This is a genomic window from Winogradskyella sp. 4-2091 (assembly GCF_045765065.1).
Taxonomy (GTDB): Bacteria; Bacteroidota; Bacteroidia; order Flavobacteriales; family Flavobacteriaceae; genus Winogradskyella.
The window spans coordinates 142052-162308 of the sequence record NZ_JBJKOD010000008.1 but is presented as its reverse complement, the minus strand read 5'-3'; the positions used below and the strand labels follow the sequence as shown (position 1 = coordinate 162308).

Genomic DNA, 20257 nt, shown 5'->3' with positions numbered 1-20257 from the left:
AACATAAATTATAATCTTAAAAATTAATTCATTATCACAAATTATGAAAAATTCAACATTTATTACAAGTATTGCCATTGCCTTAACGGTATTTCTATCTTTTCAATTAAATGCTCAAGACTTTAAAGGTCTAGACAAAAGCCCTATGGATGCTGCATCTTATCCTAGTTCGTATAAAGAATCTAGTAAATTAGTAAAAATCACTTACAGTCGTCCTCAATTAAATGACCGTGAGGTATATGATTTAGCAAAAGAAAACCAAGTATGGAGGACTGGAGCTAACGAAGCCGCTGAAATTACATTTTACACGGACACAAAACTTGGCGAAACAAATATAAAAGCTGGCACATATTCATTTTTTGTAATTCCTGAAGCATCAGAATGGACTGCTATAATTAGTACAGACCTTAATGTTTGGGGAAGCTACACTTATAATGAAGATAATGATGTTGCTCGTTTAACAATACCTGTAACTGAAGCTGAAGAATCTTTAGAAGCTTTTTCTATTGCTTTTGACAAAGGCGATAACGGAATAGAAATGCATTTAGGTTGGGGAACTGTTAGAGTTGCCGTTCCTTTTTCTATGTAAGTTGTTTGACACAATGCTAAACCTATAAAGTTCCGACTATATTTAATATGGTCGGAACTTTTTTATTGGTCTTTAACTCGGTCTTATTAAAATCGTTAAATTAAGCTTAACAACATGGACAATACTAATTTTTGCCAATCTTGAACTAAAAGGTCATCATTATCTAAACTACATTTATAATGATGGCACGTGTCCCCAATTTTCGCCAGTTTTAATCCTTTGAAGCTGCATTGTACTTACACCAAACCGCTTTGCAATTATTTTAAGCCTAGTTCTTCTTTCTGGATTATTAAGCATCTTTTTTATGCGTCTAACATCGTTTTCTGTTAGCTTGGCTGTCGTTAGTTTTTCTGGCTTTTTATAGGTAGGATTAGTGAACTGATGGATTTCTTTTTCGCGTTTTGTAACCCATTTAAGATTGTCTATGTGATTATTTAATTTATCATAATCTAAATGAATAACATAGATACCATCATTCTGCTCTAAAAAGTGTTGCGCAAGTATTTTATGCAAGTAATAGGTTTTGAATTTTCCTTTTTCATTTTTTTTCACTTTAAAATACAAATAACCATGCATATTATAAGGTTCAAAAAGAACTTTTTCTCCATTTCTAATTCGGGCTAATCGACCATAATTAGATAATTCGTATTTTTCATCAGGATGTACAACATCATCAAAAACAACGGTTTTCCATTGTTCTTTCCATAAATCTCTTATCATTTTATAAAAATTAAGGGTTTCTAAAAAAATAATAAAAACTAGTCTATTTTAGTTTCTAAGGTATATTCAAATATTTATGCGTTTGTAGGGAAACTTTCCATTTAGGGTTAGCCATAACATAATCAACAATTAGTGGCATCATTTTATCACGTTTACTCCATTCTGGCTGTAGGTATAAGATACAATCTCCACCAACTTTTGCTGCTTGTTCTTCGGCAAACTTAAAATCATCATTATTATATACAATACATTTTAGTTCATGTGCATTGTCATAAACCTCTTGCGTTGGTAATTTCATTTTCTTTGGCGAAAGACAAATCCAATCCCATTCACCAGTTAATTTATAGGCACCTGAAGTTTCAATATGCGTTTGCACACCTTTTTCTTTAAGTTGTTTGGTTAATGGTCCCATATCCCAAGTTAAAGGCTCTCCTCCCGTAACTATAATAGTGTCACTATACTTTACGGCATTTGCTACAATTTTCTCTGTTTCCGTTGGCGGATGCAATTCTGCCAACCAGCTTTCTTTTACATCACACCAATGGCAACCGACATCACAACCACCAATTCTAACAAAATATGCTGCTGTTCCTTTATGAAACCCTTCACCTTGTATGGTATAAAACTCTTCCATTAATGGCAGTAGCAATCCTTTATCTATTAACTCTTGTCTTTCTCTTCTTGTCATAAGGCTGCAAAGATAGTTATTTAGTTGTCGGTTTTAAGGCTTAGATTTCATCAAACTCAAGATTTGCATGATCTAACATCAATTATAGCACTAATTTGTCCTTTAAATACTGTGATTGCAAGGGCAAACTATTTCATACTTGATTAAAATTACATTATTTTTATCCAAATTTTATGACTAATGAAGAATTCTGAGACTTTCGTAAAAGAGATCACCGACGGAAACACGTACAAAGGCGACTATATTACTCTAGGTTCTGCTATGCTCAATGGCGAAACTATGACAAACACTTTTGTAAATGTTCCTTTAAAAACCATGAACAGACATGGATTAATTGCAGGAGCAACTGGTACCGGAAAAACGAAAACATTACAAGTTTTAGCCGAAAATCTTTCTGAAAAAGGTATCCCTGTTTTATTAATGGATATTAAAGGAGATTTAAGTGGCTTAGCGAAACCAAGTCCTGGCCATGAAAAAATCGATGAACGTCATGAAAAAATTGGACTTCCTTTTGAAGCTAAAGGTTTCCCAGTCGAGGTAATGACCTTATCTGAACAAGATGGTGTAAGATTAAGAGCTACCATTAGTGAGTTTGGTCCTGTATTAATTTCAAGAATTCTTGATGTTACAGAAACTCAAGCTGGCATTATTTCTGTTATCTTTAAATATTGTGATGACAATAAATTACCGTTATTAGATCTTAAAGATTTCAAGAAAATATTGCAATATGCAACAAGTGAAGGTAAAAAAGAATTTGAAGAATCTTATGGTCGTATTTCTACAGCTTCAACAGGAGCAATTCTCAGAAAACTTATAGAAATAGAACAACAAGGTGGCGATTTATTCTTTGGAGAAACCTCATTTGATACTCAAGATTTATTACGTATTGATGAAAACGGAAAAGGATACATTAACATTATTCGTTTAACAGATATACAGGATAAGCCTAAATTATTTTCAACATTTATGTTGAGTTTATTGGCCGAAATTTATTCTACATTTCCAGAACAAGGTGATAGCGGAAGACCAGAGCTCATAATGTTCATTGATGAAGCTCACTTAATTTTTAATGAAGCATCTAGCGCTTTACTAAATCAGATTGAAAGTATCGTAAAACTAATACGCAGTAAAGGCGTTGGTTTGTATTTTGTCACACAAAACCCGACTGATGTTCCTGAAGCTATTTTAGGCCAATTAGGACTTAAAGTACAGCATGCCTTAAGAGCATTTACAGCTAAAGATAGAAAAGCTATTAAATTAACAGCTCAAAATTATCCTGACACTGAATATTACGATACAGCAGAAGTTTTAACCTCACTTGGTATTGGAGAAGCTTTGGTTTCTGCATTAGACGAAAAAGGAAAACCTACACCTTTGGCTGCAACGATGATGCGTGCTCCTATGAGTAGAATGGATATTTTAACAGAATCTGAACTTGGTGGACTATTAGCTCAATCTAAATTGGCAAAAAAATATAACAAAGAAGTTGACAGAGAAAGCGCTTATGAAATGCTCAATGAAAAAATTGAGAAAGCAGAAGCTGAAGAAGTAAAACAAAAAGCTAAAGAAGAAAAAGAAGCTTTAAAACGTGCCGAAAGCAAAAGAAAAACAAGTACCTCTAGAAGAAAAAGCACTAGAATGAATCCTATTGTTAAAGTTTTAACAAGCGCAACTGTAATTAGAGGTGTTCTTGGTATATTAAGTAAAATGATTAAATAATCTCAAATCAAAAAATGAAAAACACCTTAGTTGTTGCCCTTATTAGCATTGTATTATTAGCAAGTTGCGCCAAAGATAAAGCTCCAGACCCTTTTTTAATTAAAAAAAATCGTATTGGACTATTAACTGATTCTACACAAGTAAAAGATATAGACGCTATTTTTAGCTCAGATTCCGTTGTGCGATTCATTGCAGGCGACGAGTTTATAGGCTCAGTAAACACTATTGAAGTTTTTGAAAAAGGCGGTAAAAAGTTACTTGACATATCGCCAAGAGAAAGCTTAGACTCAACTTCAGTAATTGCTAGTGTTCGCATTTTAGATCAACGTTACAAAACGGACAAAAACATTACTGCCTTAAGCACATTTAAAGATATTAAAGATGCCTACAAAATCTCTAAAGTAGATAACCTTATAAATGTAATCGTAGTCTCTGTGAATGAAATTAATGCATCTTTTACAATAGATAAGAAAGAATTACCAGCTAGTATGCGTTTTGATATGGAAATGAATATAGATCCAATTCAAATTCCAGAAAAAGCAAAGATTAAATATTTCATGTTACACTGGTAATACTAGTTACTAATTACCCTTTTTAAATAAAAATATGCAGGAAAAATATAAAATCCAAAATTCTCCATTTGTTGTACCAACAGAAGATGGAAAAATAATTAAGGAGCATTTTGGCAATGCTACAGATGGCAACTCTAATATTAGCATTGCACATATGGTAGCGCCTGCTGGTTGGTCTGAACCTTTTCAAACACCAGAATTTGATGAGTACACCTTTATTATTAAAGGCAAAAAACAATTCATAATTGATGATGAAATAATTGTTTTAGAGGCTGGCCAATCCATTAAAGTAAATAAAAATACAAGATTACAATACTCTAACCCATTTACCGAACCTTGCGAATATTTAGCTATTTGCTTACCTGCATTTTCTATAGAATCCGTAAACCGAGAAGAATAAGCGTATGAGTAGTTTTGTTATGAAATCTATTGGCAATGCCCTTAACGCTACAAGTTTAGTGTCGTCAAAATTAGCGTCTAAAAAAGCATTATCGCTATTCGCTTCTCCAAGAAAAGGACGATATAATAATGATCAAAAACGCGTTATAGATTCAGCTTTCTTTGAAGAAATAAGCTATAATAATTTAGAAATCGCTACGTATCGTTGGGTTGGCAAAGGCAAAACTGTTCTTTTAGCACATGGTTGGGAAAGCAATGCATCACGTTGGGACTATATTTTAAAAGATTTAAAAGATCAAGATTATAACATTGTTGCTTTAGATGCACCTGCTCATGGAAGGTCTGGCGGCAAACAATTTAACGCTGTGTTATATTCGGAATTTATAAGCGTAGTTGCCAAAAAATTTAAACCAGAAGTTTTAATTGGTCATTCTGTTGGTGGCATGGCAAGCGTATTTAGCACGTATCTTAATGAACTTCCATTTATAGAAAAAATGGTTTTATTAGGCGCTCCTGCTCACTTCACAGGTGTATTCAGCAGATATAAATCTATGATGGGATTTAATAATAGAATATCTAATGGATTAGACAAAATAGTTCTTGAACGTTTTGGTCAACCTGTCTCCTATTTTTCTACAGCAGATTTTTTAAAGTCTACTACTGCAAAAGGCTTAATTATCCATGATAAAAAAGACAGAATCATTCCTTTTGAAGATGGACAACTTTTGGCCAATCGTTATGACAATTCTGAATTTATCATAACCACTGGATATGGACATGGTTTAAAAGACACTTCTTTAACACCTAAGATTATTGGGTTTATTAATGACTAATCTTTATTGTATTTTTGCTGCATGTCAGAAGATTTAAAACGCCTTAACAAATACCTCAGCGAAGCAGGTTATTGCTCGCGTAGAGCCGCAGATCGCTTAATAGAAGCTGGTAGAGTAACCATAAACGATGTTATCCCAGAAATGGGAACTAAAGTAGCACCAGACGACGTTGTTAAAGTAGATGGAGAAATCATAGGCGAACGCAAACAAGACTTTGTTTATCTAGCATTCAACAAACCGGTTGGTATTGTTTGTACTACAGACACACGTGTAGAAAAAGATAATATTATTGATTATATAAATTACCCAAAACGTATATTCCCAATTGGTAGATTAGATAAACCAAGTGAGGGATTAATTCTTCTTACCGACGATGGCGATATTGTAAACAAGATTTTAAGGGCAAGTAATAATCACGAAAAAGAATATATTGTAACTGTAGACATTCCTATTTCTCAAACTTTTATTGAGCGAATGTCGGGTGGCATTTATCTTGAAGATTTGGGTAAACGCACCAAAAAATGTATCGTTAAAAAAATAGACAAGTTTACATTCTGTATTATTTTAACACAAGGATTAAACAGACAAATCCGTAGAATGTGCGAATATCTTAATTACGAAGTGCAGACGCTAAAGCGTGTTAGAATTATGAATATAAAGCTTGATTTACCCTTAGGTCAATATCGAGAATTAACAAAAGAAGAGTTTAAAACACTAAACAATCTCATTGCTGATTCAGTAAAAACTTATGAGGACAACCAAGAATCATATAGAAAATCTAGACGCTAATTATGGCTTTATCACCTTTTCATTTGGCAATTCCTGTTTCAAATTTATCTGAATGCCGAGACTTCTATACCAATATTTTAAATTTTGAAGAAGGCCGTAGTAGTGAGCATTGGGTAGATTATAATTTCTTTGGACATCAATTAGTCATTCATTACAAATCAAAACCAGAAGACGACGCACACACTAATTTGGTTGACGGTAAAGATGTACCTGTTCCGCATTTTGGTGTTGTTCTTGAATGGGATAAATTTCAAGAATTCGCAGAATTATTAAAACTGAAAGACATTACATTTTTAATAGAACCTTATATTAGATTCAAAGGTCAAGTTGGTGAGCAAGCCACTATGTTTTTTAAAGATCCATCAGGAAACGCTTTAGAGTTCAAAGCTTTTAAGAATACGGATCAGCTATTTGCTAAGTAGTTATTTTTTTTACCTGAAAGATAGAACGGTAAATATATTATTAAAAATAACGGAATAACAATTAATTGAACCACCAAAATGTAATAAGGCCATTCTCCGAAATAGTCTAATATTGATGCTGATTTTGGCTTCTCATTTAAGTAAAAATAATTAGCATCTAATATATAATTGACACCTACCATTATAACAACATAAATTTGTAGTGCCGAAAATGACTTAAATACACTTCTTAAATTAGGCCTCATGTTAAAAACGGATATGAAATAAAAGATAACGGAAAACAAACCTAAGTGTACAACCCAATATCTAAAATAATCAAAGCTAGGAAAACCTGTAGTAATATCTGGCGTAATAATGCCTTGTAAAGTTCCTCCAATTACCCAAAACACTAAAATTTCGAACATCCAAAATTTACGATATTTCGTAAAAACTGGAATTAAAAGCCCCATTAAACTGCAGAGATATAACGGTAAATCGGTTTTAAAGTTATAATTACCTGAGGCTATTCGATATAAGTGAAAACCAATAACTGTAATGGAAATAAACCAACCTAGATAATGAATGGTTTTTCCTTGCTCAGTTTTCGTTAATCGTTTTCTAGAATAATTAATAAGAAACATAGTAAATATAACACCAAAAAGAATAGGAGTTATATGCTGAAAACTACCTATTGTAACTTTTGATGGTACAATAAGTAGTTCTAATAAATTCATATAAAATATTATCTGTTATGCTTTCTATGTTGCTCTCTTGCTAATAATGTGTTTTTTAATAACATCGCAATAGTCATTGGCCCAACACCTCCTGGAACTGGTGTGATAAAACTAGCTTTTTTACTTACAGCATCAAAATCTACATCACCTGTAATGTAGTAACCTTTTTCAGAATCGTCTGGCACTCTTGTAATTCCTACATCAATAATAACAACATCATCTTTTACCATTTCAGCCTTTAAAAATTTAGGAATACCCAATGCCGAAATAATGATATCTGCTTGAGATGTTATCTGTGTTATATTCTTTGTATGACTGTGTGTTAGTGTTACTGTAGAATTTCCTGGAAAACCTTTTCTTCCCATTAAGATACTCATTGGACGACCAACAATATGAGAACGACCTATAACAACGGTGTGCTTCCCTTTAGTTTCAACTTCGTATCTATCTAATAATTCTAAAATACCGAATGGTGTTGCTGGTATAAAAGTTGACATGTCTAATGACATTTTACCAAAATTCATTGGATGAAATCCATCAACATCTTTATTTGGATCAACGGCCATTAATACTTTCTGCGTATTAATTTGAGGTGGTAATGGCAATTGAATTATAAAACCATCAATATCGTCATTATTGTTAAGCTCATCAATTTTATCGAGCAACTCAACTTCACTTGTGGTATTAGATAAACGGACCATTGTAGATTCAAATCCTACACGTTCACAGGCTCTCACCTTACTACCCACATAAGTTAAACTTGCACCATCATTACCAACAATCACTGCTGCTAAGTGTGGTACTTTTTCATCATTCGCTTTCATCTTATCGACTTCCGCTTTGATTTCGTTTTTAATGTCGTTACTTACTTTTTTTCCGTCTAGAATTGTCATCTCTATAAGTTTTCAGTCACAGTCACAGTATTCAGTAAAACAATCTTATTATATAAGTTTTCAGTCGCAGTGTTCAGAAATTACTCTTGCGGCTTTAACTAAACTATAAAAAAATCATTCTACTTTTACTCCGAATTTTCCTGGATTATTAATCATATAATTTATTAATTTACCAATTTCAATTCCTTGATTTGATAAATTTTCGTGTTGTTCAATCGAAATATATTTACAAGCCAAAGCAAAATCTAGCCATGGATTTGTTTCTGAATTTTCAGCATCAGAATCTGTTAGTTTGCTCACAAAATGCTTTGGGTACCTTCTTTTTCTGTATGCTTCTGCAATATTAGCATTAACAGAACGAGAACTGCGCCTAATTTGATCAGTTAAAGAATATCTCTCTTCTTTAGGAAATGATTTAGATATTTCAAAAATCAACATAGCTAAGTCAAATGCTTTTTGATATGCTAATAATTTCTTGAAATCCATATATATTTCTTTTCCTCAAATTTTAAATTCAAACACTTCTTAAGTAAAACTGAGACTGAGACTGTAAACTAAGTTACTTAGGCATATTCTTCATCATCTGCATCATGCGTTTTCCGCCTCCACCTTGCATCATCTTCATCATCTTACTCATTTGAGTAAACTGCTTTAAGAGTTGATTTACTTCTTGTACAGATGTACCTGAACCTTTACCAATTCTCTTTTTACGACTTGCGTTAATAACTGATGGATTTGAACGTTCTTCTGGTGTCATAGAGTGAATAATAGCTTCAATTCCTTTAAAGGCATCATCATCAATATCAATATCTTTCATCATTTTTCCTGCACCAGGAATCATACCTACTAAATCCTTCATGTTACCCATTTTCTTGATTTGTTGAATCTGTTTTAAGAAATCATCAAACCCAAACTGGTTTTTTGCTATTTTCTTTTGGATTTTTCTTGCCTCCTCTTCATCAAACTGCTCTTGTGCACGTTCAACTAAAGACACAACATCACCCATTCCTAAAATACGATCTGCCATACGAGAAGGATAGAAGACATCAATCGCCTCCATCTTTTCGCCTGTACCAATAAATTTAATTGGCTTGTTTACCACAGACTTAATAGAAATTGCTGCTCCACCTCTAGTATCACCATCTAATTTAGTTAAGATAACACCATCAAAATTTAAGATATCATTGAAGGCTTTTGCTGTATTTACAGCATCTTGACCTGTCATAGAATCTACCACAAACAATGTTTCTTGTGGCTTAATAGCTTTATGAATATTAGAGATTTCTGTCATCATGGCCTCATCTACTGCCAAACGACCAGCTGTATCAATAATCACTACATTATGACCATTAGCTTTTGCATGTGCAATACCAGCTTGCGAAATTGCAACAGGATCTGTATTTCCTCTATCACTAAAAACCTCAACACCTATTTGATCGCCTACAACATGTAATTGATCTATTGCTGCAGGACGATAAACATCACATGCCACTAATAAAGGTTTCTTAGTTTTTTTATTTTTTAAATAATTAGCCAATTTACCAGAAAAGGTTGTTTTACCAGAACCTTGTAAACCAGACATTAAAATAACACTAGGATTACCAGAAAGATTAATACCTTCTGCATCGCCTCCCATAAGTTCAGTTAACTCATCTTTAACGAGTTTTACCATTAATTGACCTGGTTGTAATGTTGTTAATACATTTTGACCAAGTGCTTTTTCTTTAACTCTAACGGTAAATTCTTTCGCAATTTTAAAGTTAACATCGGCATCTAAAAGCGCACGTCTAACTTCCTTGAGAGTCTCAGCAACATTAACTTCTGTTATGCTACCATGACCTTTTAATACGTGTAACGCTTTATCTAACTTATCACTTAAATTATTGAACATGTTTCTAGTATTCTATTTTCAGTCTGCAATGAAGCAGTCTGTAATTATTTAATAAGCTGCAAATTTAAGAATTTATGAGGGAATTACTAATGTGTTTGATGAATAAGTTTTTAGCCTTAATTGTAGCTTTCAATTGCTAAATATTCAGCCTAACGAAACGCTTCCTTCTTAGTAAAAAACGAAAAGAGCCACTCATAACGAGAGACTCTTTTCAATCAACTTAACTTACTAAAATTACTAACCTTTAGCACTTTTCTTTATTCACAGGTACTATCTAGAACTATTTCATTACTACTATCATTTATATTATGCAAAACCAACTGACTTGCAGTACATTCTACTACATACCAACTCCCATTTACAGCCTGAATATTTGGACCAGCTACATTTGAGAATTCAATAATCACGGTGTCATTTGGTTGTGATGTAGACCAATTAGCATCTATGGTATTTGAGGCATTATAGATGACAACGACTCCTGTACTTTCTTCAAAATGAAAATTATAATCGCTTAGATTATCACTTCCGTTGTAATTGGTAACATTCCAAATGCATTCTGTTAATATGCCATCTATATTGCCTTCTGTACAGCTTCCTATATTACAGCTAATGACGTTTAATTGAATTGGAAATATTTCTGTTTGATTATTAATTTCTACCCTAACAAATACCGTAGAATTAATATCAACCGTATTAAAACTTGATGGGTTGGCAATAGCATTGACTCCAATATCTGCATCTGACAATGTTACATAATACGTTACATTATCTGCACTTGGCGTACAGTTTGAAAAAGCAACAGGCAAATTAAACTCATATGGTCCATCGGTTCCATTATCACATACTTCAATCACGGCATCGAAACTTTCAAAACATTCAAAATAATTACAATCTTCAGTATTTAGATAAATTGTATAAACTTCAAAATTTCCACTTTCTGCCTCAATTCTTAAATAAACTTGAGACTCTAACGTAGCATATGCTTCTGTGTTAGCAATAGGATTAACATTGCTCTCTGCATCTGCTAATGTTACGTGGAATGAAGGTAAAAAGGATCCTGAACAATCTACTAAACCAATGGTGTTTGCGCTTAAATTATAAATAGGAATATTGTTCGGTTGTGTACATTCTACAATCTCAAAATCTCCAAAACAATTAAATAGAATTTCATCATTTTGTAGATCACAATCTTGCGACAAACTGATAAAGTTATTGTCATTAACAAGATACAGCATATCATCTACACACTCAACAATTTGCCATTGTCCGCTTAAGTTTTCAAATCCTTGATAAAGGTTTAGTTCCATATAAATATCGGAACCAACAGTAATCAATTCCCAAGTTCCTATTTGACTTTCTGGTATATCATTATTAGCATTGAAAACGCCTCCATTTTGCATAAAATAAAGATAAAAAGGTACTAATGAATCAAAAAGATTGGACTGCAACTCCCACGCACACTCTAATAAATTAATATATATTTCATCTTCAGAACAATCTAAATCGCCAATACAATCTTGCTCTAAAACAATAGTTTGATTCGCTCTACTAATCACTATGTCATCCTCATCGCACTCAGTTATTAACCAATCTCCTCCTAATACGTTTTGAAATGCTGTGAGCTCAGAAAAGGTTAAAACAATACCATTATCTGAAGATTCTAAACTCCAATTACCACCAATTGCAGAGGTTGCTATGCCTTCTGAAATTAATAATTCACCATTGTCGTTAAAAATTAATTGATGATTCTGAAAATTCCCAGTTCCATCCGAAAAATCCCAAGGACATTCTTGTAAAATATTACTAATATCTGAGATTGAACAATCCAAATCATCGTCACAATTCTGCTCTAAAAACATACCTGTGCCTTCAATAGAAAGGTATTCTAAACTAATATTATCGTCATCACATTCTACAACTAACCAATTTCCTAATTGTGCTTCATAATAATACAATGATTCAATATGTAACACCAATCCGTTGTCTGTAGTATTTAATTCCCAAGTTGTGATGTAAGGATCAGGAAAAATTCCGGATACAATAACATTACCATCATCACTAAAGGCAAAACTCAATGGGCCATCTAAATTCTCTAAATCATTATTGGTATACAAATAAACATCCCAAGGACATTCTATTAAACTAAACGCTAGTTCATCTTCTAAGCATTCATCATTTTCATTATCACAAAACTGCTCTGCATTTTCAATGGCTGCTGACAATTCTTCATTTGAATTTACCTCTATAATTTCGCCATTTGCGTAGATTATTGAAACAGGAAAATTTAAACTCACAATCAAAGCATTTTCATCGTCTTCTAATTCATCTAAGAAATCATATAAGGTTTCATCATTTTCAATAACGATGGTTTCAACTAAATTAAAGTCTGAATTAAAAACAGAAAACGAAACAGGATAAACAAAATCTGCGCACTCAATAATATCATCATCATCTTCATTTATACATTCATCAATAAATGCTTGTAACTGATCTGTATTTGCAATAACAACCTCTTCGTAATTATTATAAACAATGGTAATTGGGAATATAAAGTCTAATGCGTCTTCATCTACAGAAACATTATCAAGCAAATCTTCTAAATCTTCTAAATCTGCCTCTGTTTCAATAATGATTGTAATATCACTTACTACAATGGTAACTGGCAATTCTACAGAAAAACAACTTGAGTTATCTAAAAAATCATCAATAGCGCCATTATTTGTAACAACATTACTCATAAGATTAGCCAATGAAGAATTAGGAACAATAGTTTCTTGATCGTCTGGATTCTCAATATCATTAACTTCATCCTGACAAGATGTAAAAGCTAAAAGGGCAAAAAGGATAACCGAAAATAGATAATTGATTTTGGTTTTCATAGCAACGTAGATTTAACTATTTATTATATAACAGATTAAAAGATAAAAACCCTACTCTTAAATATTAAAAATTTATTTATAATTTGTAGCGCCTAATTAGACCTATGAGTAAACCTTTACACAACAACATTTGTGAATCTCAATTATTTGAACGCTTGTATAGAAAACATGCCAAAAACCTGCATGATTTTTTGTATTACAAGTTTGGCGAGCACTTAAATCCGCAAGATCAAGTTCAAGAGGCTTACATAAAATTATGGCAAAATTGTGGTAAAATAAAACCCGAAAAAGCAAAGAGTTATTTATTTACCACAGCAAATAATCTAATGCTTAATGTCATTGCGCATAAAAAAGTTGTTTTAAAATACACAAAGCAACCTCAAAAACATGCAACAAATGAGACACCCGAATTTATTTTACAAGAAAAGGAATACCAAATAAAATTACAAAAAGCTATAGGTAATTTAACCGAAGCACAACGCGTCGCTTTTTTAATGAATAGAGTTGAAGGCAAACGTTTTAAAGAAATTGCAGCACTATTAGATATCTCTGTAAAAGGTGTAGAGAAACGCATTTATGGCGCACTGAAGAAGCTGCGTGAGGAGATAGATGGGATTTAGTTGGTTGTTGGTTGTTGGTTGTTGGTTGTAAAAAACGTAAAGTCCTTAAATTTTAAAACTTTGAAACCTTTAATATCAGGTAGGGATTTTTAAACGTAAGCTGTTATATACCTGAATTACGATTATGAAACGAGAAGAACTCATAAAAAAATGGTTAGATAATAACCTAAATACTGAAGAGCAAAATGCTTTTGAGCAGCTAGAGGATTATTCAGAATTAACTAAATTAGATGCCACCTTAAAAGGTTTCAAGGCACCAGAATTTTCTGTAGATCAGAGTTACAAAAAGCTGTTACCTCAGCTTAAAACTAAGAATTCTAGCACTAGGCAATGGTTAAAACCTTTGCTAAGGTTAGCTGCCGTTTTGGCTATAGCTCTTAGTGTATATTTCTATACCTCAAATACAGATACACAAATTAACACCATCATTGCTGAGCAACAAACTATTGCATTACCAGATAATTCAACAGTAGAATTAAATGCTAATTCTTTATTATCTTTCAATGAAAACAAATGGGAAAATAACAGAGAGGTTAGACTACAAGGCGAAGCTTTTTTTAAGGTTGCTAAAGGTCAAAAATTTGATGTCATTACCTCAAAAGGAATTGTAAGTGTTTTAGGTACACAGTTTAATGTAAAACAACGCGAATCTTACTTTGAAGTTACGTGTTACGAAGGCTTAGTAAGTGTAACTCACAACAATAAAACTGTAAAATTAAATCCAGGACATACTTTTAAACTTATTGATGGGAAACTATTGGCTGACGAGAAAGAAAACGCTGTGCAACCCAATTGGTTGCATGGCGAAAGCAGCTTTAAAAATGTAGCTCTTAAACACGTCATTACTGAGTTTGAAAATCATTACGACTTTAAGTTCAATACAGATAAAATTGATACCTCGCGTTTATTCACAGGAAGTTTTACTCATAATAATTTAGATTTAGCCCTGAAATCTGTTACAATACCATTAAATTTAAACTATAGCAAATCAGGAAAATCTATTTTATTAAAGCGTGAATAAAAAATTACTCTGTTTAATTTTCTTCATATTATCTTTTACCTTCTGCAACCTTTCTTATAGTCAGGATCAGGAAAAACAACCGCTTGCTCAAATTATTACAGCGCTTGAAGAAAAATACAATGTAAAATTTTCTTTCGAAACCAAAACCATTGAAAATATAACTGTAGCGCCTTTATATCCTGAGCTATCTCTAGAACAGGTTATACATCAGTTAAAATTAAGAACACCACTTAATTTTGAAATATTAAGTGAACGGTTTATTGCCATTACACCATTAAAATCAACAGAGTCACTATCTAGCATACAAAAACTAGAGGAAGTTGTCGTCACAAATTACTTAACTAGAGGTATTTCTAAAACCAATAATGGAACCATTGAAGCTAATAGTAAAGCCTTTGATATTTTACCTGGATTAATAGAACCAGATGTTTTACAAATTGTTCAAAATCTGCCAGGTATTATTAGTGTGGATGAACGTATTTCTAACATTAATGTTAGAGGTGGAACTAACGACCAAAATTTAATTTTGTACGAAGGTATAAGAATGTACCAATCTGGACATTTTTTCGGATTAATCTCTGCATTCAACCCTTATTTATCTGAAGACATTACCATATCAAAAAATGGCACAAGCGCCAAATTTGGTAATGCGGTATCGAGTACAATTGCTATAAAAAATGACGATGAGATCGATGGAAACAGTTCTGGAGGTTTAGGTGGAAATATGTTAAGTGTAGATGGTTTTGCTAAAATCTCCCTTAGCCATAAAACAGAATTACAGTTAGCTGCCAGACGTTCCTTTACAGATTTGGCCGTATCAAAAACGTACGATTCCTACTTTGATCGCATCTTTAGAGATTCTGAATTAAACACCACAAATAATACACTATTAGCACTAGATGAACGCTTTTTGTTTTATGACTTTAATGCCAAGTTTTTATACAATATTGATCCAACCTCAAAACTAAGAATCAATTTCTTAAACATGTATAATAATTTAGACTATGATCAGGTTTACATTGCTTCAGACAACAGTATCCAAGAATCTAAAAGTATTCTGAATCAAGTTAGTTATGGTGCAAGTGCAAATTATTCTAAACAATTACAAAAAGGATTTAATTTATCTGCTCAAATCTATTATTCCAATTATGACTTAGATGCAAAAAACACTAATGTAACCAGCAACCAAAGTTTAGAACAAGAAAATATAGTTGAAGATTACGGTTTAAGAATTGACCTATTAAATGCCCTAAATTCAAATTTAAACATCAATCTTGGCTATCAATTTAATGAGGTTGGTGTTACTAATTTTGAGGACGTTACCAACCCTAATTTTGTAAGTCTTAAGAAAGAAATAATTAGAACACACGCCATTTTTGGAGAAGTAGAAAGATACTCTAAATCTAGAGACACACATTTAAGATTAGGCGCGAGAATTAGTTACTTTGGCAAACTACAAGAATTGATAATTGAACCTCGTTTTGCTTTTAATCAAAAAATATCAGATTATTTTAGATTAGAAATATTGGGAGAACTAAAAAGTCAGTCAATTACCCAAATTACAGATTTACAACAAGATTTTTTAGGTATCGAAAAACGAAGATGGCAGCTCGCCAATAATAGCAATATACCTTTAATTAAAAGCCAACAAATTTCCTCAGGTCTAAGTTATAACCAAAATAAATTGCTTATTTCATTAGAGGCATACTACAAAAACGTTGCTAGTATTACAGCGCAAAGTCAAGCGTTTCAAAATCAGTTTCAATTTATTAATGACATAGGCTCGTACACTATAAAAGGCATCGATTTTTTAATAAATAAACGGTTTAATAATTTAAGTACGTGGTTAAGTTACTCGTATAGTAAGAATGATTATCATTTTGAAAATTTAAATAATGGCAATGCATTTCCCAACACCTTAGATTTGAAGCATGTCGCTAATGCATCATTTACATACAGCAAAAACAATTTTAAAGTAGGTTTTGGTATAAATTGGCATTCTGGCAGACCATTTACGTCGCCTTCTAGCTCTCAGGATAATGGAAATTCTGTTATTGAATATAATGCACCAAATAGTGAACGATTACCAGCTTATATAAGAACTGATATCTCAGCAATTTATAACTTTAAGTTTTCAAAAGGTGTAAAGGCAGAAGTTGGCGCTTCTATTTGGAATATCTTTAACCAAACCAATATAATTAATAGATATTTTAGTCTTAACGCTGACGATTCCATCACTGAAATCAATAATCGTTCTTTAAAATTAACTCCAAATATTAGTTTTAGAGTCAAATTTTAATTGTTTATTGTACTACCAATCATCATAACAATTAATGCAAACTAAAATCTATTTAAGGTATTTTATAGGAATAGCTTTTGTTATTTTTTTTCAAAATTGTATTTGTCAATCAACTCCAGCTTCAAATAACTCTTTTCTTTTTTTTAGTCCAGAAATATTAGTCGGAAAGACTTTAGAAGCTAACACGCATTTCCCAAAAACCAAACTTCAAAAAAACATATTTCTAAGCCTTGGACACTATAATTTTAATAAAAATAAAGAATGGGCTGCACGACTAAATTACCCAAAAACCGGAATTTCATTTGGCTACACTGATTTTGGGAATTCTGAAAAAGTTGGACACGCTTACAGCATATTACCGTTTATAGAATTTTCAGTTTTAAAAAAACGCATTAGAGGCTTAAACCTCCTCGTTAGTTTTGGAGGCTCATACATGGATACACAATATGATGAAATCACAAATGAATTCAATAGGGCTATTACAACTAAAATAAATTGGTCCTTTAGATCTTTTTTATACTACGATATTTTCAAAACAAATAAAATAGATTGGCGTTTAGGGTTAGGCCTAATACATCATTCTAATGGACATACCAGTTTACCCAACCAAGGGTTAAACTCTTTGGCCGCAAGTATTTCTGCAAAAATTGATTACAAACAACATGAAATTTCAACTCTAGACAAGCCAAAATTCAAATCTAAATCTCAAACCTATTTAGCATTTAGATTTGGTTTAGGACAAAATGTATTATCTAAGGAAATGAACACCAGAAAAGAAGTTTATTCCGTAACCGCTTCTGCGGGCACAATTCTTAATAACACTTTTAAATTTGGTGGTGGTTTTTATTATAGATTTTACGAACACTATTACGATTATATTATTAACAAAGAGGCACTGATTGAAGAGCAATTTCCGCATTACACTAAAAACCCGTTTGGCTATGCTACAAACTTTGGGTTATTTGCAACCTCAGAGTTATTAATAGATCACATTGGTCTTGAGTTTGAGCTCGGTCTTAATATCTATAAACCATTCTATAAAATTGATTGGCAGCTTAACCAAGGTTATTCCTATGAAAACGGAAACGGAGAAACCATAGAAGTCTTAGGAGAATTAGATTGGTATTATGAAATAAAACGAACCATTTCATCTAGAATGGGATTAAAATACTATTTGTGGACTACTAATAATAGACCAAAACACAATATCTTTATTGCTGCACATATTAATGCCAATCTTGGTCAAGCAGATTTTACTGAACTCAGTTGTGGCTATGTGTATCGTTTTGATTTAAAAGAAAAAAAATAAAATATGACGGAAAAAGAATTACACCAGTTAAAGTATCCTATTGGCGAATTTAGTAAGCCAGATGTAATTACTTTTAAGGAAATAGAACATTGGATTGCTTCAATTGAAACCTTACCAAAGTCAATAATTTCTATAACGGAAGACCTCAGCGAAGCTGAACTAAATTATATATATAGACCAGGTGGTTGGAACATAAAACAAGTGGTGCATCACTGCGCAGATAGCCACATTAATAGTTTACTTAGATTTAAGCTGACACTGACAGAGGACTCTCCTACGATAAGACCTTATTTTGAAGATCGTTTTGCAGAATTAATCGATTACAATGAGCCTATTGATTCATCCATTTCGATACTAATTGGTGTTCACAAAAAACTAGGTATTCTGTTAAAAAATCTAAGCAAGGAAGAGCTAAAGCTTGAGTTTATTCATCCAGAACATGGCAAACGCTTTTCATTAGCGGAAACCATAGGAATATATGCTTGGCATAGTAATCATCATTTAGCACACATTAAACAGGCACTAAAGTTTAAAGATCAATTTTAATTAAAAAACCCTGAATTTTATTCAGGGTTTTTTAATGTCTTAACTTATAAGTAGCTTATGGTCTACCATTAATTATTTTTCCTTTTTCACGTTGTTCTTGCTTTTCAATATTCTTCTTAATTTTATTGATAGCAGATTCTATGGACTTATCTGGTTCTATTAAATTAAATTCTCCCCAAAAATTAGGATCTGTAAATCCTGAAATAGCATCTGTAATTATTACCGAAGGTCTTAATCTATCTTTGCTTTTAATTTTTCTATCGGTAGTGTTAACTTCCCAATCGGTTACAGCCATTTCACTAGACAAGGTATAAACCTTATTAAAAATTTCACGTTTTTTATTTACTTTAAATTTTAAACTTAGGTTAGAGTAGCTATAATACCATTTGTTTCCTTTTGCCTTATAATCTACTTTATAAACGGCCTCTAAAGGATAAACGACTATGTCACTTGGTTTCTTTTTAACCAATAGGTTTTTACTTTTATTCATATCACTCACATCTAATGAATAATTGGCACTAACAAGCGCTAAAGTTTCTACGTCAATGAAAAGTTTACCAAGGTAATTTATCTCTAAATCATCACTATTAGGTTTAAAGTCTATTACATATACGTTTCTGTTATTAATTGTTGACGGTTCATTAAATGCAAAATCATAAGATCTTATGCTCTCTTCTGTAAAAATATATTCAGGATATTTCATTATATCTAAATATACTGTAGAAAATGGTCCACCTTGTAATTTAACCGAAACCGTATCTAATCGCTTATAATCAGTACTTTTCCTAGCCTTACCAAGTTGAATAGCATCACGACTTTTAGATTCATTTGGTTGTTTTAATATATTAACAACAGCTTCAGTAAGTGATACATTTCTACTTCTACGCTTAATAGTTTCGCGGTAAAAGGCTGTCATGTAAACAGACTCATTTTCAAAATTATTGTTATTATCGTTAAACACTTTTTTAATTAAACTCTTAGCATCTTTAAAAGCCGAAATACTAACCGCTGATAATTTAGTAACAGCCGAATAAAGTTTTACTGTTTTATTTTTTGATAATTCAGATAACGGAATTACATAAGTATTATAACCGAGAAGTGAAATCATCACTTTAGAGTCTGAATAATCTACAGGAACTTTTAATGTAAATTCGCCATCAGAATTTGAAATAGTACTAATATTTGTGCCATTTATATTTAAGCTTGCCGCTTCTAATACTTTATTGGTTTTACCGTCCACAATCTTCCCATTAAATTCTTTAAAATCCGTTTGTGCATTTAAAGAAAAGGTTAAAAATAAAATTGAAAAGAGAGAAGTGACATAAATTTTCAGAGATTGAGATTTTTCCATAACA

20 protein-coding genes are annotated in these 20257 nt (G+C 32.1%); 12 read left to right on the top strand and 8 right to left on the bottom strand.

What is annotated here, in order from left to right:
• The first annotated feature begins 43 nt into the window (after positions 1 to 43).
• On the top strand, positions 44 to 589 hold the full coding sequence (locus ACJBCC_RS12245; RefSeq protein ID WP_407557314.1) for a DUF2911 domain-containing protein: 546 nt from the start codon (positions 44 to 46) through the stop codon (positions 587 to 589).
• Between the two features lie 174 nt (positions 590 to 763).
• Here the strand turns inward: ACJBCC_RS12245 and ACJBCC_RS12240 are convergent, their stop codons facing one another.
• Both ACJBCC_RS12240 and ACJBCC_RS12235 read right to left on the bottom strand, forming a co-directional pair.
• The gene (locus ACJBCC_RS12240) at positions 764 to 1309 is read right to left on the bottom strand and encodes an HNH endonuclease (RefSeq protein WP_299102587.1); all 546 of its coding nucleotides are present in this window, start codon (positions 1307 to 1309) and stop codon (positions 764 to 766) included.
• Positions 1310 to 1364: 55 nt separating this feature from the next.
• Positions 1365 to 1997, bottom strand: coding sequence for a 7-carboxy-7-deazaguanine synthase QueE (locus ACJBCC_RS12235; protein ID WP_299102589.1), 633 nt, complete (start codon positions 1995 to 1997; stop codon positions 1365 to 1367).
• Between the two features lie 180 nt (positions 1998 to 2177).
• On the opposite strand from ACJBCC_RS12235, the gene ACJBCC_RS12230 reads away from it, so the two are divergent.
• Genes ACJBCC_RS12230 through ACJBCC_RS12205 form a run of 6 tightly spaced genes read left to right on the top strand, consistent with a single transcriptional unit; the run spans position 2178 to position 6731 of the window.
• Positions 2178 to 3716: a helicase HerA-like domain-containing protein gene (locus tag ACJBCC_RS12230; RefSeq protein WP_407557313.1), complete on the top strand. Its 1539-nt coding sequence runs from the start codon at positions 2178 to 2180 to the stop codon at positions 3714 to 3716.
• A gap of 14 nt (positions 3717 to 3730) precedes the next feature.
• Positions 3731 to 4288 carry a hypothetical protein gene (locus tag ACJBCC_RS12225; protein WP_299102594.1) on the top strand — a complete coding sequence of 186 codons (558 nt, stop codon included), beginning with the start codon at positions 3731 to 3733 and terminating at the stop codon, positions 4286 to 4288.
• Between the two features lie 34 nt (positions 4289 to 4322).
• Positions 4323 to 4688 carry a cupin domain-containing protein gene (locus ACJBCC_RS12220; RefSeq protein ID WP_299102595.1) on the top strand — a complete coding sequence of 122 codons (366 nt, stop codon included), beginning with the start codon at positions 4323 to 4325 and terminating at the stop codon, positions 4686 to 4688.
• A 4-nt stretch (positions 4689 to 4692) separates the two neighbouring features.
• A complete protein-coding gene (locus ACJBCC_RS12215; RefSeq protein ID WP_299102597.1) occupies positions 4693 to 5520 on the top strand; it encodes an alpha/beta fold hydrolase in 828 nt (275 codons plus the stop codon).
• A 21-nt stretch (positions 5521 to 5541) separates the two neighbouring features.
• Positions 5542 to 6309, top strand: a complete 768-nt coding sequence (rluF, locus tag ACJBCC_RS12210) for a 23S rRNA pseudouridine(2604) synthase RluF (RefSeq protein ID WP_407557312.1) — start codon at positions 5542 to 5544, stop codon at positions 6307 to 6309.
• Entirely contained in the window at positions 6309 to 6731 is a 423-nt protein-coding gene (locus ACJBCC_RS12205) for a VOC family protein (protein WP_299102838.1), read from the top strand. The genes rluF and ACJBCC_RS12205 overlap by 1 nt, the downstream gene beginning before the upstream one ends.
• Here ACJBCC_RS12205 and ACJBCC_RS12200 read toward each other — a convergent pair.
• From ACJBCC_RS12200 to ACJBCC_RS12180, 5 genes are all read right to left on the bottom strand, one after another.
• Positions 6713 to 7444 carry a TIGR02206 family membrane protein gene (locus ACJBCC_RS12200; protein ID WP_299102601.1) on the bottom strand — a complete coding sequence of 244 codons (732 nt, stop codon included), beginning with the start codon at positions 7442 to 7444 and terminating at the stop codon, positions 6713 to 6715. The genes ACJBCC_RS12205 and ACJBCC_RS12200 overlap by 19 nt on opposite strands.
• An 8-nt stretch (positions 7445 to 7452) precedes the next feature.
• A complete protein-coding gene (locus ACJBCC_RS12195) occupies positions 7453 to 8337 on the bottom strand; it encodes a bifunctional 5,10-methylenetetrahydrofolate dehydrogenase/5,10-methenyltetrahydrofolate cyclohydrolase (protein ID WP_299102603.1) in 885 nt (294 codons plus the stop codon).
• A gap of 114 nt (positions 8338 to 8451) precedes the next feature.
• Entirely contained in the window at positions 8452 to 8823 is a 372-nt protein-coding gene (locus tag ACJBCC_RS12190) for a four helix bundle protein (protein WP_407557311.1), read from the bottom strand.
• Between the two features lie 73 nt (positions 8824 to 8896).
• Complete coding sequence (ffh, locus tag ACJBCC_RS12185) at positions 8897 to 10228, bottom strand: signal recognition particle protein (protein WP_299102607.1); 1332 nt, start codon at positions 10226 to 10228, stop codon at positions 8897 to 8899.
• 257 nt (positions 10229 to 10485) lie between these two features.
• Positions 10486 to 13107: a hypothetical protein gene (locus tag ACJBCC_RS12180; protein ID WP_407557310.1), complete on the bottom strand. Its 2622-nt coding sequence runs from the start codon at positions 13105 to 13107 to the stop codon at positions 10486 to 10488.
• A gap of 104 nt (positions 13108 to 13211) precedes the next feature.
• On the opposite strand from ACJBCC_RS12180, the gene ACJBCC_RS12175 reads away from it, so the two are divergent.
• The 5 genes from ACJBCC_RS12175 to ACJBCC_RS12155 all read left to right on the top strand — a co-directional run bounded on the left by ACJBCC_RS12175 (position 13212) and on the right by ACJBCC_RS12155 (position 18902).
• Positions 13212 to 13727: an RNA polymerase sigma factor gene (locus tag ACJBCC_RS12175; RefSeq protein WP_299102610.1), complete on the top strand. Its 516-nt coding sequence runs from the start codon at positions 13212 to 13214 to the stop codon at positions 13725 to 13727.
• A 124-nt stretch (positions 13728 to 13851) separates the two neighbouring features.
• Positions 13852 to 14748 (top strand): FecR family protein, encoded by an 897-nt coding sequence (locus ACJBCC_RS12170; RefSeq protein WP_299102612.1) that lies wholly within the window; start codon positions 13852 to 13854, stop codon positions 14746 to 14748.
• The gene (locus tag ACJBCC_RS12165) at positions 14741 to 17047 is read left to right on the top strand and encodes a TonB-dependent receptor domain-containing protein (RefSeq protein ID WP_299102614.1); all 2307 of its coding nucleotides are present in this window, start codon (positions 14741 to 14743) and stop codon (positions 17045 to 17047) included. Before ACJBCC_RS12170 ends, ACJBCC_RS12165 begins: the two co-directional genes overlap by 8 nt.
• A 34-nt stretch (positions 17048 to 17081) precedes the next feature.
• Positions 17082 to 18356, top strand: a complete 1275-nt coding sequence (locus ACJBCC_RS12160; protein ID WP_299102616.1) for an acyloxyacyl hydrolase — start codon at positions 17082 to 17084, stop codon at positions 18354 to 18356.
• Between the two features lie 3 nt (positions 18357 to 18359).
• Positions 18360 to 18902, top strand: a complete 543-nt coding sequence (locus ACJBCC_RS12155) for a YfiT family bacillithiol transferase (protein WP_299102617.1) — start codon at positions 18360 to 18362, stop codon at positions 18900 to 18902.
• A gap of 55 nt (positions 18903 to 18957) precedes the next feature.
• On the opposite strand, the gene ACJBCC_RS12150 is transcribed toward ACJBCC_RS12155, so the two are convergent.
• A complete protein-coding gene (locus tag ACJBCC_RS12150) occupies positions 18958 to 20253 on the bottom strand; it encodes a carboxypeptidase-like regulatory domain-containing protein (RefSeq protein WP_299102619.1) in 1296 nt (431 codons plus the stop codon).
• Positions 20254 to 20257 lie beyond the last annotated feature (4 nt).

What these genes read in the sequence shown, in the direction of transcription:
- ACJBCC_RS12245 (WP_407557314.1), top strand. Translation starts at nt 44, where the DNA reads ATGAAAAATTCAACATTTATTACAAGTATTGCCATTGCCTTAACGGTA.
- ACJBCC_RS12240 (WP_299102587.1), bottom strand. Translation starts at nt 1,309, where the DNA reads ATGATAAGAGATTTATGGAAAGAACAATGGAAAACCGTTGTTTTTGAT.
- ACJBCC_RS12235 (WP_299102589.1), bottom strand. Translation starts at nt 1,997, where the DNA reads ATGACAAGAAGAGAAAGACAAGAGTTAATAGATAAAGGATTGCTACTG.
- ACJBCC_RS12230 (WP_407557313.1), top strand. Translation starts at nt 2,178, where the DNA reads ATGAAGAATTCTGAGACTTTCGTAAAAGAGATCACCGACGGAAACACG.
- ACJBCC_RS12225 (WP_299102594.1), top strand. Translation starts at nt 3,731, where the DNA reads ATGAAAAACACCTTAGTTGTTGCCCTTATTAGCATTGTATTATTAGCA.
- ACJBCC_RS12220 (WP_299102595.1), top strand. Translation starts at nt 4,323, where the DNA reads ATGCAGGAAAAATATAAAATCCAAAATTCTCCATTTGTTGTACCAACA.
- ACJBCC_RS12215 (WP_299102597.1), top strand. Translation starts at nt 4,693, where the DNA reads ATGAGTAGTTTTGTTATGAAATCTATTGGCAATGCCCTTAACGCTACA.
- rluF (WP_407557312.1), top strand. Translation starts at nt 5,542, where the DNA reads ATGTCAGAAGATTTAAAACGCCTTAACAAATACCTCAGCGAAGCAGGT.
- ACJBCC_RS12200 (WP_299102601.1), bottom strand. Translation starts at nt 7,444, where the DNA reads ATGAATTTATTAGAACTACTTATTGTACCATCAAAAGTTACAATAGGT.
- ACJBCC_RS12195 (WP_299102603.1), bottom strand. Translation starts at nt 8,337, where the DNA reads ATGACAATTCTAGACGGAAAAAAAGTAAGTAACGACATTAAAAACGAA.
- ACJBCC_RS12190 (WP_407557311.1), bottom strand. Translation starts at nt 8,823, where the DNA reads ATGGATTTCAAGAAATTATTAGCATATCAAAAAGCATTTGACTTAGCT.
- ffh (WP_299102607.1), bottom strand. Translation starts at nt 10,228, where the DNA reads ATGTTCAATAATTTAAGTGATAAGTTAGATAAAGCGTTACACGTATTA.
- ACJBCC_RS12180 (WP_407557310.1), bottom strand. Translation starts at nt 13,107, where the DNA reads ATGAAAACCAAAATCAATTATCTATTTTCGGTTATCCTTTTTGCCCTT.
- ACJBCC_RS12175 (WP_299102610.1), top strand. Translation starts at nt 13,212, where the DNA reads ATGAGTAAACCTTTACACAACAACATTTGTGAATCTCAATTATTTGAA.
- ACJBCC_RS12170 (WP_299102612.1), top strand. Translation starts at nt 13,852, where the DNA reads ATGAAACGAGAAGAACTCATAAAAAAATGGTTAGATAATAACCTAAAT.
- ACJBCC_RS12160 (WP_299102616.1), top strand. Translation starts at nt 17,082, where the DNA reads ATGCAAACTAAAATCTATTTAAGGTATTTTATAGGAATAGCTTTTGTT.
- ACJBCC_RS12155 (WP_299102617.1), top strand. Translation starts at nt 18,360, where the DNA reads ATGACGGAAAAAGAATTACACCAGTTAAAGTATCCTATTGGCGAATTT.
- ACJBCC_RS12150 (WP_299102619.1), bottom strand. Translation starts at nt 20,253, where the DNA reads ATGGAAAAATCTCAATCTCTGAAAATTTATGTCACTTCTCTCTTTTCA.